Origin of the sequence: Sphingobacterium sp. B16(2022), from assembly GCF_012030425.1 — a bacterium.
Classification (GTDB): domain Bacteria; phylum Bacteroidota; class Bacteroidia; order Sphingobacteriales; family Sphingobacteriaceae; genus Sphingobacterium; species Sphingobacterium anhuiense.
In genome coordinates, this window is record NZ_JAAUVN010000003.1 from 282135 (window position 1) to 294806 (window position 12672).

The window sequence follows — 12672 nt, forward strand, 5'->3', positions numbered from 1 at the left end:
TCTCAACTTTGTGTTTGTAACAATCAAATAATCTGCCAAAATGCACGAAATTGAACCTTTTTACAATTGGAGACATGATTATATCGCATCGGAAGATGAACAGTCTCCTTTTTACGGAACGATATATAATGAATTTGAATACGACAAACAGATTTATAATTTCCTTTTACACCCCCAGTGGGACGACTTTGGTTCACATACTTTATATTTGAAAGTACTATTTGTAGACTATGACAAGCAATTTTGCATCATCGAACTGATAGGCGAATGGAATGATGCCATTGATAATGATATTATGATTCTGAAGCGTGAAGTGATTGATTTGATGATCGCTTCGGGTATTAATCATTTTATATTAATTGGTGAAAATATTCTTAATTTTCATGCTTCGGATGATACTTATTATGAAGAATGGTTTCAGGATATTGATGATGGTTGGATAGCTGCTGTTAATTTTAGGACACATGTCATCACAGAATTTATGCAAAATAATATTGATTATTATATCAATTTTGGAGGAAACCTCAATGATCTTTCTTGGCGTACCCTAAAACCAATCCAAGTTTTCCATCATATCAATGAACAATTAACCAAACGATTGAATGGTTAATAACATTTGAAGATACTATGACATTCAAATTTTACTAAGATGAAGTGTTTGAATGCCTGTTCTCTATATTTTTACTTAACTTTGTTATATTAAAAAAAATCAAACGCTATGTCATTTAGAATAGAAAAAGATACCATGGGTGAAGTTCAAGTACCTGCAGATAAATACTGGGGTGCTCAAACTGAACGTTCACGCAATAATTTCAAAATTGGTCCTGCTGCATCTATGCCACATGAAATTATCGAAGGTTTTGCTTACTTAAAAAAAGCTGCTGCTTATGCAAATGCTGAATTAGGTGTATTACCTATTGAGAAACGTGATGCTATTGCTGCAGTTTGTGATGAGATCTTAGCTGGTAAATTGGACGATCAATTTCCATTGGTAATCTGGCAAACAGGCTCGGGAACTCAATCTAACATGAATTTAAATGAAGTAATTGCAAACCGTGCTCAGGTATTAGCTGGTTTCAAAATTGGAGAAGGTGAGCCTGTATTAAAAGCGAATGATGATGTGAACAAATCACAATCTTCTAATGACACCTACCCTACTGGAATGCACATAGCGGCCTATAAAGCAGTTGTTGAAGTAACAATTCCTGGTGTTGAAAAACTACGTGATACATTAGCAAAAAAATCTGCTGAATTCATGAATGTTGTTAAAATTGGCCGTACTCACTTAATGGATGCAACTCCTTTAACATTGGGTCAAGAATTATCAGGCTATGTAGCACAGTTGAATTATGGTATCAAAGCTGTTAAAAATACTTTAGCGCATTTGGCAGAAGTAGCATTAGGTGGTACTGCAGTTGGTACGGGATTAAATACACCTGCTGGATATGATGTCCTGGTAGCAAAATATATCGCTGAATTTACTGGTCATCCTTTCATTACTGCTGAGAATAAATTTGAAGCTTTAGCTGCGCATGATGCCATTGTTGAATCACACGGATCATTAAAACAATTAGCAGTTTCGTTAAATAAAATTGCTAACGATATCCGCATGTTGGCATCTGGCCCTCGCTCTGGTATTGGTGAAATTATTATTCCTGAAAATGAACCTGGTTCTTCAATCATGCCTGGAAAAGTTAACCCTACTCAATGTGAGGCTTTAACAATGGTTGCTGCTCAGGTAATGGGTAATGATGTTGCTATTACTATCGGTGGTACTCAAGGTCACTATGAATTGAACGTATTCAAACCTTTAATGGCGTCTAACTTTTTACAATCAGCTCGATTAATCGGAGATGCTTGTGTATCATTTGAAGAGCACTGTGCAAGTGGTATTGAACCAAATTATGCTCGTATTAAAGAATTAGTTGATAACTCTTTGATGTTGGTAACGGCTTTGAATACTAAAATAGGCTACTACAAATCGGCAGAAATTGCACAGACAGCACATAAAAATAACTCGACATTAAAAGAAACGGCTATTGCATTAGGATATGTAACTGCTGCAGAATTTGACGAGTGGGTAAAACCTGAAGAAATGGTAGGTAGCTTAAAATAAGGCTATGATTCCATTTTTAAATAAATTAAAAAATATCAAAGCATACCTATTTTTAGCAATGGGTATGCTTTTGCTATTTGGAAGTTGCAAATTCAATTCGGAAATGCAATCTGAGGGTGCTGGTTATTTGCAAGGGGAATGGAAACAAGACAGTATTGCCGACCAAGATCAAATGTTGCAATATACGCTCACGGATTTCCGTTTTACCTGTGACTCCATTTATGCACGCATGTATGTCCATGCTAAAACAAAGCAGATATCGGATAGCTGTTACAATAATGGGTCTTGGATCGAATATGCTAAAGGTATTTATGTTGTACGTGGTGACAGTGTCATTGTCGATGGTATATACGTCAAAGAAAATGGCAAACAAAAAGTATCTGGTTGCTATCGCCAAGGTCAATATTTACCAAGGTTTAAAGTTGCTTTCCACTCTAAAGATTCTCTAGTATTAGAAAATAAATATGATCAGCGTCCTATCATATTACGTAAAACAAAGGATGTAATTTGTGTCCCGCAGAAACGCTGGCAATAAAAAAGAATAAACATGTAGCCATTTAATTTTTTAAATGGCTTTTTCTATCATTAACGACACGCTCGTCACTATCTGAGCAAAAAATATGAATAAAGGAATTATTGCATTGGCATTTGGAGGTCTCGCTATAGGAATGACAGAATTTTCTATGATGGGAATCTTACCAGACATCGCAAAAGACTTAAATATCGATATTCCAACAGCTGCCCATTTAATAGCACTTTATGCTATCGGTGTTGTTGTTGGTGCCCCTACATTAGTACTATTATCTGGAAAATACCCTCCTAAAAACGTTTTACTTTTTTTAATGGTTCTATTTTTCATTTTTAATGGATTATTTGCTATATCTCCTACCCATTTTACTATGCAACTTTCCAGATTTATGTCCGGTTTGCCACATGGAGCTTTCTTTGGTGTAGGTTCTGTTGTTGCAGCTAGATTAGCTCCTAAAGGTAAAGAGGCGCAGGCAATATCGATTATGTTTACAGGTATGACGATTGCTAATTTAGCAGGTGTGCCTTTAGGAACATATATCGGACATCATTACTCTTGGCGCATTACCTATGGTGTCATCAGTGTACTAGGCCTCCTGACATTTTTAATGATTTATCTTTGGTTACCAAAAATTGAATCTTCTAAACAAAATAATATCTTAGCACAGGTAAGTTTTTTCAAAAAGCAAGAAGCATGGCTACTGATGGCAATTATTGCAATCGGAACTGGAGGTCTTTTTGCTTGGATCAGCTATATTGCTCCATTGGTTACAAATGTATCTGGACTTGACCCTAATCGTGTGCCTATTATTATGATTTTAATCGGTATAGGTATGTTTTTTGGAAATTTATTGGGTGGAAAAATGGCTGATACCATCTCTCCGACAAAAGCGGCCATTGCTAGTTTTAGTGCTATGGCGATATGTTTAGTCTTTGTTTATTTTGTTTCACCATTTCAATGGTCAGCATACATTATGGCCTTTATTACGGGTTTGGTTTCTTTTACAATAGGTCCACCTACACAGATGATGTTGATCCGCACTGCTAAAGGTGCTGAAACTTTGGCTGCAGCGGGTGGTCAGGCAGCATTCAACTTGGGTAATACTTTAGGAGCTTATTTAGGAGGTATACCCATTACATATGGCTTAATGTATAATACTCCTTCTTTAGTAGGTGTTGGAATGGCCACTATAGGAGCTTTACTTGCTTGTGTATTCTTGGTTCAATTTGTACAAAAGAACAGAATCCCAAGTGCAGACTAACAGATAATATGACTGAAAAACTTAGCTATATCAGTGTCCTTCGAATTATTGCTACCATTGCAGTTATCGCGATACACGCATCTTCTGGTTACTTAAATAGTACTGATATAGCTGGGTTTGACTGGAAATATGCAAATCTGATAAATAGTTTCACTCGATTCTCTGTTCCCATATTTGTGATGCTTTCTGGGGCTCTCCTGCTGACGAAAGAAGAACATACAGGACAGTTTTATAAAAAAAGACTCCTTAAGATTTTTTATCCCTTTCTTTTTTGGACTATTATTTACTTTTTTTATAACACGAATGTGCTGGAATTAAATATAGACCAATTGATCTCTACATTGGTCTATAGACTCAAAAACGGTGCGAACGCACATCTTTGGTATCTCTATATGATCATGGGTCTATACCTTGCTATTCCTTTTCTTCAAAAGATCGTAAAGCATTCATCTATGAGAGAACTGGAGATTTTTTTAGTTTTATGGTTTATAACGCTGTTTATATTCAACAAAAACTTTTCAACCTATCTACCAAAATTCGATCTTACATTTTTTTCGAGTTATACAGGGTACTTGATCTTAGGTTATTATTTGAAGGTAAAAGATTTTAGTGGGATAAAATGGTGGTGTTTGTTTTTATTTATCATGGCTGCATTGGGAACAGCTTATTTTACTTATGAAATGAGTTTAAGCGCACATGAATTTCGTCCACTTTTATACGGTTATTTGTCACCGAATACAGTCCTTATTGCTACCGGCATATTTATATTCATCAAAACAATATCGAGTGATCTAAAACTTCCCCAGTGGGCAGTATGGATCGATCAATATAGTTTTGGAATATATCTCTGCCATATCCTGATTTTAAACTATGTACATCCGATATTACCCGTGGGCACATTTTTAAAGATTCCTTTAGCAACTTTTGTTACACTTGCCATCAGTATTATGGTTATATACGGTATTCGCAAAATTCCTTTTGGCAAATACATTTCTGGTTAATAAAAAAGCTTCAATAAGCGCAGGGCGAATTGAAGCTTTTTTATATTTGAGATTCGCGTAAGACTAGAAAGGTAAATCGTCGTCGTCATTTGATCCTGATAAATCAACTGGAGCTGGCATTTCAGCATAACCTGGAGCAGGAGCTGAAGCAGCAGTATTTGCTAATTTAGTAACTCTCCAAGCAACTAATGAATTGAAGTATGTTGTTACACCTTCTTTATTTGTCCAAGGACGACCACGTAAATTGAAAGAAACTTCAATTTCTTCACCTACAGTCAAACCATCAAAAATTGATGTTCTGTCTTGAGTAGCTTCAAAGCGAATATATTCAACAAACTGCGGATTTTCAGCGTAAGCCACGATTATATCACGCTTCTTAAATGACTCTGTTACTTGTTGCGTAGCACCTATTTCGTGTACTTTTCCTCTAATTTCCATAATCAAAAATATTAAACCGTAAAAATAAGCATTTTTTGAGTAAGAGATTAACTAACTTTGTACAAATATTATGGAAGTTTTCAACACCCCCAATAAAATCATCATCACTTGCAATAAGCGACTTTCTCCTTATTTGCAACAAGAAGTCGAAGAACTTGGCTTCGAGATCAAACGTTCTTTCTCTACTGGTGTAGAATTATTTAACACCTTGAATGAAACGATTAAGTTAAATTTGAATTTGCGCACTGCTTCTCAGATTCTTTATTCGATAAAAGAATTTAAAGCGTCCAACCCTCAGGAACTATACGATGAACTGAAAGACATCGCATGGGAAGAGCTTATTGCTTTTGACGGCTATTTTTCTGTGACTTCAAATGTCGATAACGAAACAATCACGACACCTTTATTTGCGAATTTGAAAGTTAAGGATGCCATAGTTGATCGTATCAAAGAAAAAAAGGACATTCGCCCAAATTCGGGTTCTGATTCAAACAAAGCTGTTATACATCTGTATTGGAAAGATGATCGCGCAGAAGTTTTTATCGATTCTTCCGGTGAAACACTAGCGAAACATGGTTATCGTAAACACCCTGGAAAGGCACCAATGTTAGAAGCACTTGCTGCTGGTACTATTCTTGCAACGAAATGGGATGGTCTATCATCTTTTGTCAACCCAATGTGTGGTTCTGGTACTTTAGCTATTGAAGCAGCATTGATCGCGACCAACCGTCGTCCTGGTCTTTACCGCATGAACTATTCGTTTATGCATTTCATTGGTTACGATGAAGAAGTCTTTTTTCAAGAAAGAAGAAATCTTAAAGAACAGGTCAATAAGAAAGCAAATCCGAAGATAATTGCTTCAGATCTTTCGCAACAGGCGGTAGATATTGCGATCATGAATGCCAAGACTGCTGGTGTAGATCAGCTTATTGATTTTCAAGTTTGTGATTTTGCTGACACAACTGTACCACAAGAAGAAAAAGGAATTGCTATATTTAACCCGGAATATGGTGAACGCCTTGGTAATCATAGTCAATTGGAATTAACATATAAACGTGTAGGTGACTTTCTAAAACAAAACTGCAAGGGTTATAAAGGTTACATTTTTACTGGAAATCCGGATCTTGCCAAAAAGATAGGCTTACGGGCTTCTAGAAAAGTTGAATTTTATAACGGTAAATTAGATTGTCGTTTATTAGAATACGAATTATACGAGGGAACTCGCGAAAAACCAAAAGTAATTTATGAATAAGATTATTGAAAGTACGGTTGCATTTGTACAGGACAGATTAAAATTTGCTGAATCTGGTCATGATTGGTCTCATATCCAACGTGTATGGAACAACACAAAATTAATTCTTCAAACTGAAGAGGCGGATTACCAAACTTGCGAACTAGCCGCTTTATTACATGATATTGCTGATAGCAAATTTCACGATGGAGATGAAACGATAGGCCCTCGTGTTGCTGGTGAATTTTTAACCTCTATAGGCGTTGATAAAGACGTAATTGAACATGTTGAAAAAATTATTTTAAACATGTCTTTTAAGGCAAGTCTTGGCGAAATCGTTTTTCATTCTAAGGAACTTGAGATTGTTCAGGATGCTGATCGTTTGGATGCAATAGGTGCAATTGGTGTTGCTCGAGCATTCAACTATGGTGGTCATAAAAACAGAGAAATGTATAATCCGAATGTCCCTGTTCAAGAATATCAGGACAAGGAAAGCTACAAACATTCTGAAGCACCGACAATTAATCATTTTCACGAAAAGCTTTTATTGCTTAAAGATAAAATGAATACCAAAGCCGCTCAAGCTATCGCTGAAAAAAGACATGAATTTATGCTTTCTTTTTTAGATGAATTTTATGCTGAGTGGGAAGGTAAACGATAATTATAATAAAACTTAATATTTCCTTAACTCGGAAATTACACAAAAATGGTACTTTCGATAATTATCGAGGTACCATTTTTTTTGTTTAAATTTAGTCTGTAAAACTAAGCCCGTAATAAATTGCAATCTATGCGAACAGGTTATGATCGCTTATTTTTTATATTTAAAACAAAAAGAGCTCGTAGGCTCCTAAGTAAAACAAAGTATTCGTCTATACCAGAAAACATGAATACTACTTTATATTTATATCCGATGAAAAAAACAGTTTTTGTAATCCTTGCCACTATGGCCGTTATGGGAATCACTGAAGTAAATGCTCAAACCAAAATCATTGCTCACCGTGGAGCTTTTAAAAACACGAAAGTTCCGGAAAATTCAATTGCTTCGTTAAAAGCCGCTAAGGATTTAAATCTCTGGGGTTCGGAATATGATGTACATCTTACAAAGGATAATGTACTTGTTGTCAATCATGATAATGATTTTTACGGAATAGATATTGCGACCGCTACTTACCAGGAGTTATTGGCCAAAAGCCATCCAAATGGAGAGAAAATTCCTACTTTGGAGGAATATATCAAAGCAGGGTTAAAGCTTAAAGGTTTAAAATTAATTCTTGAATTGAAGACTAATAAACTAGGACTGGAACGTACTTTGGAGGCTACTGAAAAAGCTGTCGCTTTAGTAAAAGAATTAAAAGCTGAAAAAGTAACTGAATATATTGCTTTCAGTTATGATGCTTGTAAAAAGATCCATGAACTTGATCCTAAAGCTAAGGTAGCCTATTTAAATGGCGATATTGCTCCTGATCAAATTAAAAAGGATGGTTTAACGGGTATTGATTATCATCTTAGTGTTTTCACGAAAAACCCAACCTGGTTACAAGAATCAAAAGCATTAAAGCTGACGACAAATGCTTGGACAGTTAATAAAGAAGATGATATGAAATCTCTGATCAGTCAAAAGATTGATTACATTACAACGAATGAACCTGAGCTTTTAAAGACTTTACTCAAAAAATAATTAACCTTGTATAGCAGTTCATATATATGAACAACACATTTATAAAAAAATAAGTTAATGAAAAAAATTATTCTTGCTTTCTCTATTTTACTTGTGGGTTTAGGAAGTGCTCTTGCACAGCAAATGCGAGTGGCCACCTACAATATAAGACAGAAAAATGATCATGATATTGGTAATATGTGGAATGAACGCAGAGATGCTGTAGCCAATTTGATTAAATTCCATAATTTCGAAATTTTCGGTATACAGGAAGCATTTATTGACCAAGTGAAAGATCTTCAAGACCGTCTTCCTGATTTTAAATCGATAGGTGTTGGTAGAGATGATGGTGCAGAAAAAGGAGAACATTCTTCAATTTTTTATAACAAGAACCGTTTTGATGCTATTAAAAGCGGAACTTTCTGGTTGTCTGCGACAGATACAAAACAACCCAATAAAGGCTGGGATGCTGCACTGCCACGAATCTGCACATGGGCAGTTTTAAAGGATAAAAAAAGTGGAAAATCATTTATTTTTATGAATACGCACTTTGACCATGTTGGTGTTGAAGCGAGAAAAGAAAGTGCTAAATTAATCTTAACTAAGGCAAAGGAATTAGCCGATAATCTTCCTTTAATCTTAACAGGTGATTTCAATGTTGATGAACATAATGAAGCATATTTTACTTTAGCAAATAGCAAAACTGTGGTCGATAGTTATACCGTTAGTCCTCGAATCTATGAACCAAGCTCTTCTTTTAATGGCTGGGGTAAAAGTATTAAACAGAAAGAAAGGATAGATCATATTTTTGTTGTTCCTAAAACAAAAGTAAGTAACTATGCAATATTGACTGATACGTATCAGGGAAAATTTCCGTCAGATCATTTTCCTGTTATTGTAGATTTATCGCTATAAAACAGAATTATATTGTGCCGGTCTAAAACCGGCGCAATTAAACTACCTTTTCCCTTGATTTATCAAGAGTTAGACGATCATTTGGGTATCCACTCACCCTTCTAAATACGGTAAATATTCGTACTCTTCGTTAAACTTTAGATTCCTTTTGCGTTCTAATTTGTAGTTTTACAAAAAAAAGACATGAAAAGTATCTTATCATACGCTCTTATTGCATCAGGATTATTCTTTGCAACTCAATCTCAAGCTCAGTCCAAAGGGCTTTCTAAGTTAAAGGATATCTTAAATTCTACATCTGCTCAAAATAAAACAAATAGCGATACTACTACGAGTAAAGTTGTTCCCTCTAATCAGGCTGTCGTAAAAAATATTACAAAGAAAGAAGCTACTTCAGGTATAAAAGAAGCTTTAGCTAAAGGATTGACTAACAGTGTTAATATTCTTTCTGTAAAAGATGGTTTTTTAGGAGATGCCGCAGTCAAAATTTTAATGCCTGCTGAAGCTCAAAAAGTAGAAAAAGCACTTCGCGCAGTAGGTATGGGTTCTTTGTGTGATCAGTTTATCAGCAGTATGAATAGAGCTGCGGAAACAGCTGTTAGTGAAGCAGGGACTGTTTTTGTCAACTCTTTATCGAAAATGACGATTACAGATGCTTACAATATTTTATTAAGTGGTAATCAAATTGCCGCAACGACTTTCTTTAAAACAAATACTTCGACCGAACTGACTTCAAAATTCTCTCCTGTTATAGACAAGGCAATGGGGGCTAATAATGTATCGGGTTACTGGAATCAATTAACGACTGCTTATAACAATTTACCATTTTCAAAAAAGGTAGAAACCAATTTAACAGGTTACGTTACGCAAAAAGCTATCGATGGATTATTTGTAAAAGTAGCAGATCAAGAGTTAAAGATCAGAGAAAATATTGGTGGATCGCGAAACACGGATTTACTATCAAAAGTATTCGGCTGGGCTGATAATCAAAAATAAGGTATTGGACAGAATTTTTAATTCTGTCTACACCTTTACGTTTCTTTTGTTAATATGGCTAAAATATAGCCTGGACCAATTTTTATACTGGTATATAGTAGCAAGTCCGATCAATAATAAGATAGACTTCACAAATAAATTTACTCCAAAATAAGGTGTGATCTGCACATGTTTCGCCATTAGTATTAAAGCGAAAAACATATAATATAATCCACAAATAATCAGATAAATTTGAAATGCTTTTCTTAAGATTCGTTGATTCTTTGTCTTGATTAAAATCCAAAACGGAATTAGAAGGTATATAAATTGACTAATATAGATCAATTGTCTAATAGAATTATCCATACTAAAAAGTAAAAATAACTGAGCGATAAAAAGAAGGAGAAACATTGCTTTTAATAAACGCAACATACTGGAAATCAAATTTTAAGTTTTTTAAATTTACAAAAAAAATATTGTTTTACAAATAATAAACTATAAAAGTCAAAATTCGCTAATGCTCACATTTTTTGTAATTTTGCAGGGCATAATCACATTAATGATATAAAAAGTATGAGTAAGTTCGAGATCAATAACATCAGTGATTTTTCAGTTTTTGAAAGATTCCAACGTTATGTACAGATAGATACACAGTCGGATGCAAGTTCGCCTACTTGTCCTTCGACAGAAAAGCAAAAAAATTTAGGCAATCTTCTTGTGGAGGAATTACTGGCATTGGGAATTTCTGATGCAGCCATGGATGAAAATGGCTATGTATATGCAACTATCCCTTCCAATAGTACTAAAAAAGTACCTACTATTTGTTTCTGTTCACATATGGACACGTCACCTGACTCCTCAGGTAAAGATGTTAAACCTTTGGTTCATCATGATTATCAAGGTCAGGATCTGGTATTACCGGATGATAACAGTATTATCATCAAATATTCGGAACATCCTGATCTGGCAAATCAAATCGGTCATAATATTATTACAGCGAGCGGTACAACACTATTGGGCGCCGATGATAAGGCGGGAATTGCAGAAATAATGGATGCAGCTCGTTTATTAATGAAACATCCTGAGATCAAGCATGGGGATATAAAAATCTTATTTACGCCAGATGAAGAAATTGGAAGAGGGGTTGACAAAGCTGATCTTAAACGCCTAGCTGCTGATTATGCATACACGATGGATGGTGAAAAAGCGGGCACGATAGAAGATGAAACTTTTTCTGCAGATGGTGCAACATTAACCATACATGGTGTTTCCGTTCATCCTGGATTTGCTAAAGGAAAAATGCAAAGTGCTATCAAAATTGCTAGTGCAATCATAGAGGCTTTACCCCAGGACCGCCTGTCGCCAGAAAGTACAAATAAAAAAGATGGTTTTGTTCATCCGACAAATATCTCGGGCACAGTGGAAAAAGCAGAAATCCATTTTATTATCCGTGATCACCTTACAGCTAATTTAGTAAAGCATGAATCTGAGCTGGAAGCTATTGCAAAATCTATAGTCGCTCAATACCCTAACTGCAGTTATACGTTCGAAGTAAAGGAACAGTACCGCAACATGAAGGAAATTCTAGATCAATATCCTCAAATCATGGAAATTGGAATTGAAGCAATTACACGGGCTGGCATGAAGGCTGCACGCAGAAGTATTCGCGGTGGTACTGATGGTTCGCGTTTATCTTTTATGGGATTACCTTGTCCTAATATTTTTGCTGGTGGACACGCCTTCCATGGAAAACAGGAATGGGTATCTGAACAAGATATGCAAAAAGCTGTTTTAACAATTTTGCATGTAGCCTCTCTTTGGGAAGAAAAATAATCATTAACTTCATACATATTCAACGCGTTTAAGGAAATAACATATATGCAATCTAACGAAGTTTTAAAAGCAATACAGAGCCGAAGATCAGTTTTTCAAGCTAATTTTACGGATCAAGATGTTAATAAAGAAGATATCTTAACGATTTTAGAAGCGGCGAATGCTGCTCCTACTCATAAAAGAACGCAACCTTGGCGTTTTACTATTTTCAAAGGCGAAGGTCTTTTACGTCTAGGCACTGAACTTTCGCGTATTTATAAAGCGGTCACTCCTCCAGAAAAATACTTTGAAAAAACAGAAATCACTATGGGTGAAAAGGCTACGCAATCCAAAGTTGCAATAGCTTTAATTGTCAATTATACTGGTGACGTTCCTGAGTGGGAAGAACTGGCGGCAACATCTTGTGCGATTGAAAATATGTGGTTAGCGGCACATTCTTTAGGATTGGGAGGTTATTGGGCTACTCCAGGATTAATCAATCACTTAAGCAATTTCTTAAATTTAGAAGAGAATCAAAAGTGCATTGGGTTGTTCTATTTAGGACACCATGAAACAGAAGCTAGAGAACCTGTTCGATCTCCTATTGCGGACAAAATCCGTTGGGAGGAATAAAAATATTCTTTAATTATAAAAAAGGTCGACCCAATAGTCGACCTTTTTTATTGCAGTTTATTATTAAACTTCTTAATCTCAAATTTTTAAAAATTTATTTTCAC

General features: G+C 35.3%; 13 protein-coding genes. 12 read left to right on the forward strand and 1 reads right to left on the reverse strand.

Annotation, left to right across the window (positions count from 1 at the left end; genetic code table 11):
- The first annotated feature begins 40 nt into the window (after nucleotides 1-40).
- From HCX49_RS15795 to HCX49_RS15815, 5 genes are all read left to right on the forward strand, one after another.
- Nucleotides 41-610 (forward strand): hypothetical protein, encoded by a 570-nt coding sequence (locus tag HCX49_RS15795; RefSeq protein ID WP_168127607.1) that lies wholly within the window; start codon nucleotides 41-43, stop codon nucleotides 608-610.
- A 108-nt stretch (nucleotides 611-718) separates the two neighbouring features.
- Nucleotides 719-2116 (forward strand): class II fumarate hydratase, encoded by a 1398-nt coding sequence (fumC, locus tag HCX49_RS15800; RefSeq protein WP_021188024.1) that lies wholly within the window; start codon nucleotides 719-721, stop codon nucleotides 2114-2116.
- Nucleotides 2117-2120: 4 nt separating this feature from the next.
- Nucleotides 2121-2651, forward strand: coding sequence for a fumarate hydratase (locus HCX49_RS15805; RefSeq protein ID WP_168127608.1), 531 nt, complete (start codon nucleotides 2121-2123; stop codon nucleotides 2649-2651).
- Between the two features lie 85 nt (nucleotides 2652-2736).
- The gene (locus tag HCX49_RS15810) at nucleotides 2737-3906 is read left to right on the forward strand and encodes an MFS transporter (protein WP_168127609.1); all 1170 of its coding nucleotides are present in this window, start codon (nucleotides 2737-2739) and stop codon (nucleotides 3904-3906) included.
- An 8-nt stretch (nucleotides 3907-3914) separates the two neighbouring features.
- Nucleotides 3915-4907, forward strand: a complete 993-nt coding sequence (locus HCX49_RS15815) for an acyltransferase (protein WP_168127610.1) — start codon at nucleotides 3915-3917, stop codon at nucleotides 4905-4907.
- Nucleotides 4908-4970: 63 nt separating this feature from the next.
- On the opposite strand, the gene HCX49_RS15820 is transcribed toward HCX49_RS15815, so the two are convergent.
- Complete coding sequence (locus HCX49_RS15820) at nucleotides 4971-5345, reverse strand: DUF3127 domain-containing protein (RefSeq protein ID WP_021187916.1); 375 nt, start codon at nucleotides 5343-5345, stop codon at nucleotides 4971-4973.
- Nucleotides 5346-5415: 70 nt separating this feature from the next.
- On the opposite strand from HCX49_RS15820, the gene HCX49_RS15825 reads away from it, so the two are divergent.
- From HCX49_RS15825 to HCX49_RS15855, 7 genes are all read left to right on the forward strand, one after another.
- Complete coding sequence (locus HCX49_RS15825) at nucleotides 5416-6597, forward strand: class I SAM-dependent RNA methyltransferase (RefSeq protein ID WP_168127611.1); 1182 nt, start codon at nucleotides 5416-5418, stop codon at nucleotides 6595-6597.
- Nucleotides 6590-7237, forward strand: a complete 648-nt coding sequence (locus HCX49_RS15830) for an HD domain-containing protein (protein ID WP_132841010.1) — start codon at nucleotides 6590-6592, stop codon at nucleotides 7235-7237. Before HCX49_RS15825 ends, HCX49_RS15830 begins: the two co-directional genes overlap by 8 nt.
- Before the next feature lie 225 nt (nucleotides 7238-7462).
- A complete protein-coding gene (locus HCX49_RS15835; protein WP_237682823.1) occupies nucleotides 7463-8257 on the forward strand; it encodes a glycerophosphodiester phosphodiesterase in 795 nt (264 codons plus the stop codon).
- 57 nt (nucleotides 8258-8314) lie between these two features.
- Complete coding sequence (locus tag HCX49_RS15840; protein WP_168127613.1) at nucleotides 8315-9151, forward strand: endonuclease/exonuclease/phosphatase family protein; 837 nt, start codon at nucleotides 8315-8317, stop codon at nucleotides 9149-9151.
- 183 nt (nucleotides 9152-9334) lie between these two features.
- Nucleotides 9335-10144: a DUF4197 domain-containing protein gene (locus tag HCX49_RS15845; protein WP_168127614.1), complete on the forward strand. Its 810-nt coding sequence runs from the start codon at nucleotides 9335-9337 to the stop codon at nucleotides 10142-10144.
- 552 nt (nucleotides 10145-10696) lie between these two features.
- Complete coding sequence (gene pepT / locus HCX49_RS15850) at nucleotides 10697-11956, forward strand: peptidase T (RefSeq protein ID WP_168127615.1); 1260 nt, start codon at nucleotides 10697-10699, stop codon at nucleotides 11954-11956.
- A gap of 45 nt (nucleotides 11957-12001) precedes the next feature.
- Nucleotides 12002-12568, forward strand: coding sequence for a nitroreductase (locus HCX49_RS15855; RefSeq protein WP_132769287.1), 567 nt, complete (start codon nucleotides 12002-12004; stop codon nucleotides 12566-12568).
- Nucleotides 12569-12672 lie beyond the last annotated feature (104 nt).

Excerpts from the sequence above, each read along its gene's own strand:
- HCX49_RS15795 (WP_168127607.1), top strand. The coding sequence starts at position 41 with ATGCACGAAATTGAACCTTTTTACAATTGGAGACATGATTATATCGCA.
- fumC (WP_021188024.1), top strand. The coding sequence starts at position 719 with ATGTCATTTAGAATAGAAAAAGATACCATGGGTGAAGTTCAAGTACCT.
- HCX49_RS15805 (WP_168127608.1), top strand. The coding sequence starts at position 2,121 with ATGATTCCATTTTTAAATAAATTAAAAAATATCAAAGCATACCTATTT.
- HCX49_RS15810 (WP_168127609.1), top strand. The coding sequence starts at position 2,737 with ATGAATAAAGGAATTATTGCATTGGCATTTGGAGGTCTCGCTATAGGA.
- HCX49_RS15815 (WP_168127610.1), top strand. The coding sequence starts at position 3,915 with ATGACTGAAAAACTTAGCTATATCAGTGTCCTTCGAATTATTGCTACC.
- HCX49_RS15820 (WP_021187916.1), bottom strand. The coding sequence starts at position 5,345 with ATGGAAATTAGAGGAAAAGTACACGAAATAGGTGCTACGCAACAAGTA.
- HCX49_RS15825 (WP_168127611.1), top strand. The coding sequence starts at position 5,416 with ATGGAAGTTTTCAACACCCCCAATAAAATCATCATCACTTGCAATAAG.
- HCX49_RS15830 (WP_132841010.1), top strand. The coding sequence starts at position 6,590 with ATGAATAAGATTATTGAAAGTACGGTTGCATTTGTACAGGACAGATTA.
- HCX49_RS15835 (WP_237682823.1), top strand. The coding sequence starts at position 7,463 with ATGAATACTACTTTATATTTATATCCGATGAAAAAAACAGTTTTTGTA.
- HCX49_RS15840 (WP_168127613.1), top strand. The coding sequence starts at position 8,315 with ATGAAAAAAATTATTCTTGCTTTCTCTATTTTACTTGTGGGTTTAGGA.
- HCX49_RS15845 (WP_168127614.1), top strand. The coding sequence starts at position 9,335 with ATGAAAAGTATCTTATCATACGCTCTTATTGCATCAGGATTATTCTTT.
- pepT (WP_168127615.1), top strand. The coding sequence starts at position 10,697 with ATGAGTAAGTTCGAGATCAATAACATCAGTGATTTTTCAGTTTTTGAA.
- HCX49_RS15855 (WP_132769287.1), top strand. The coding sequence starts at position 12,002 with ATGCAATCTAACGAAGTTTTAAAAGCAATACAGAGCCGAAGATCAGTT.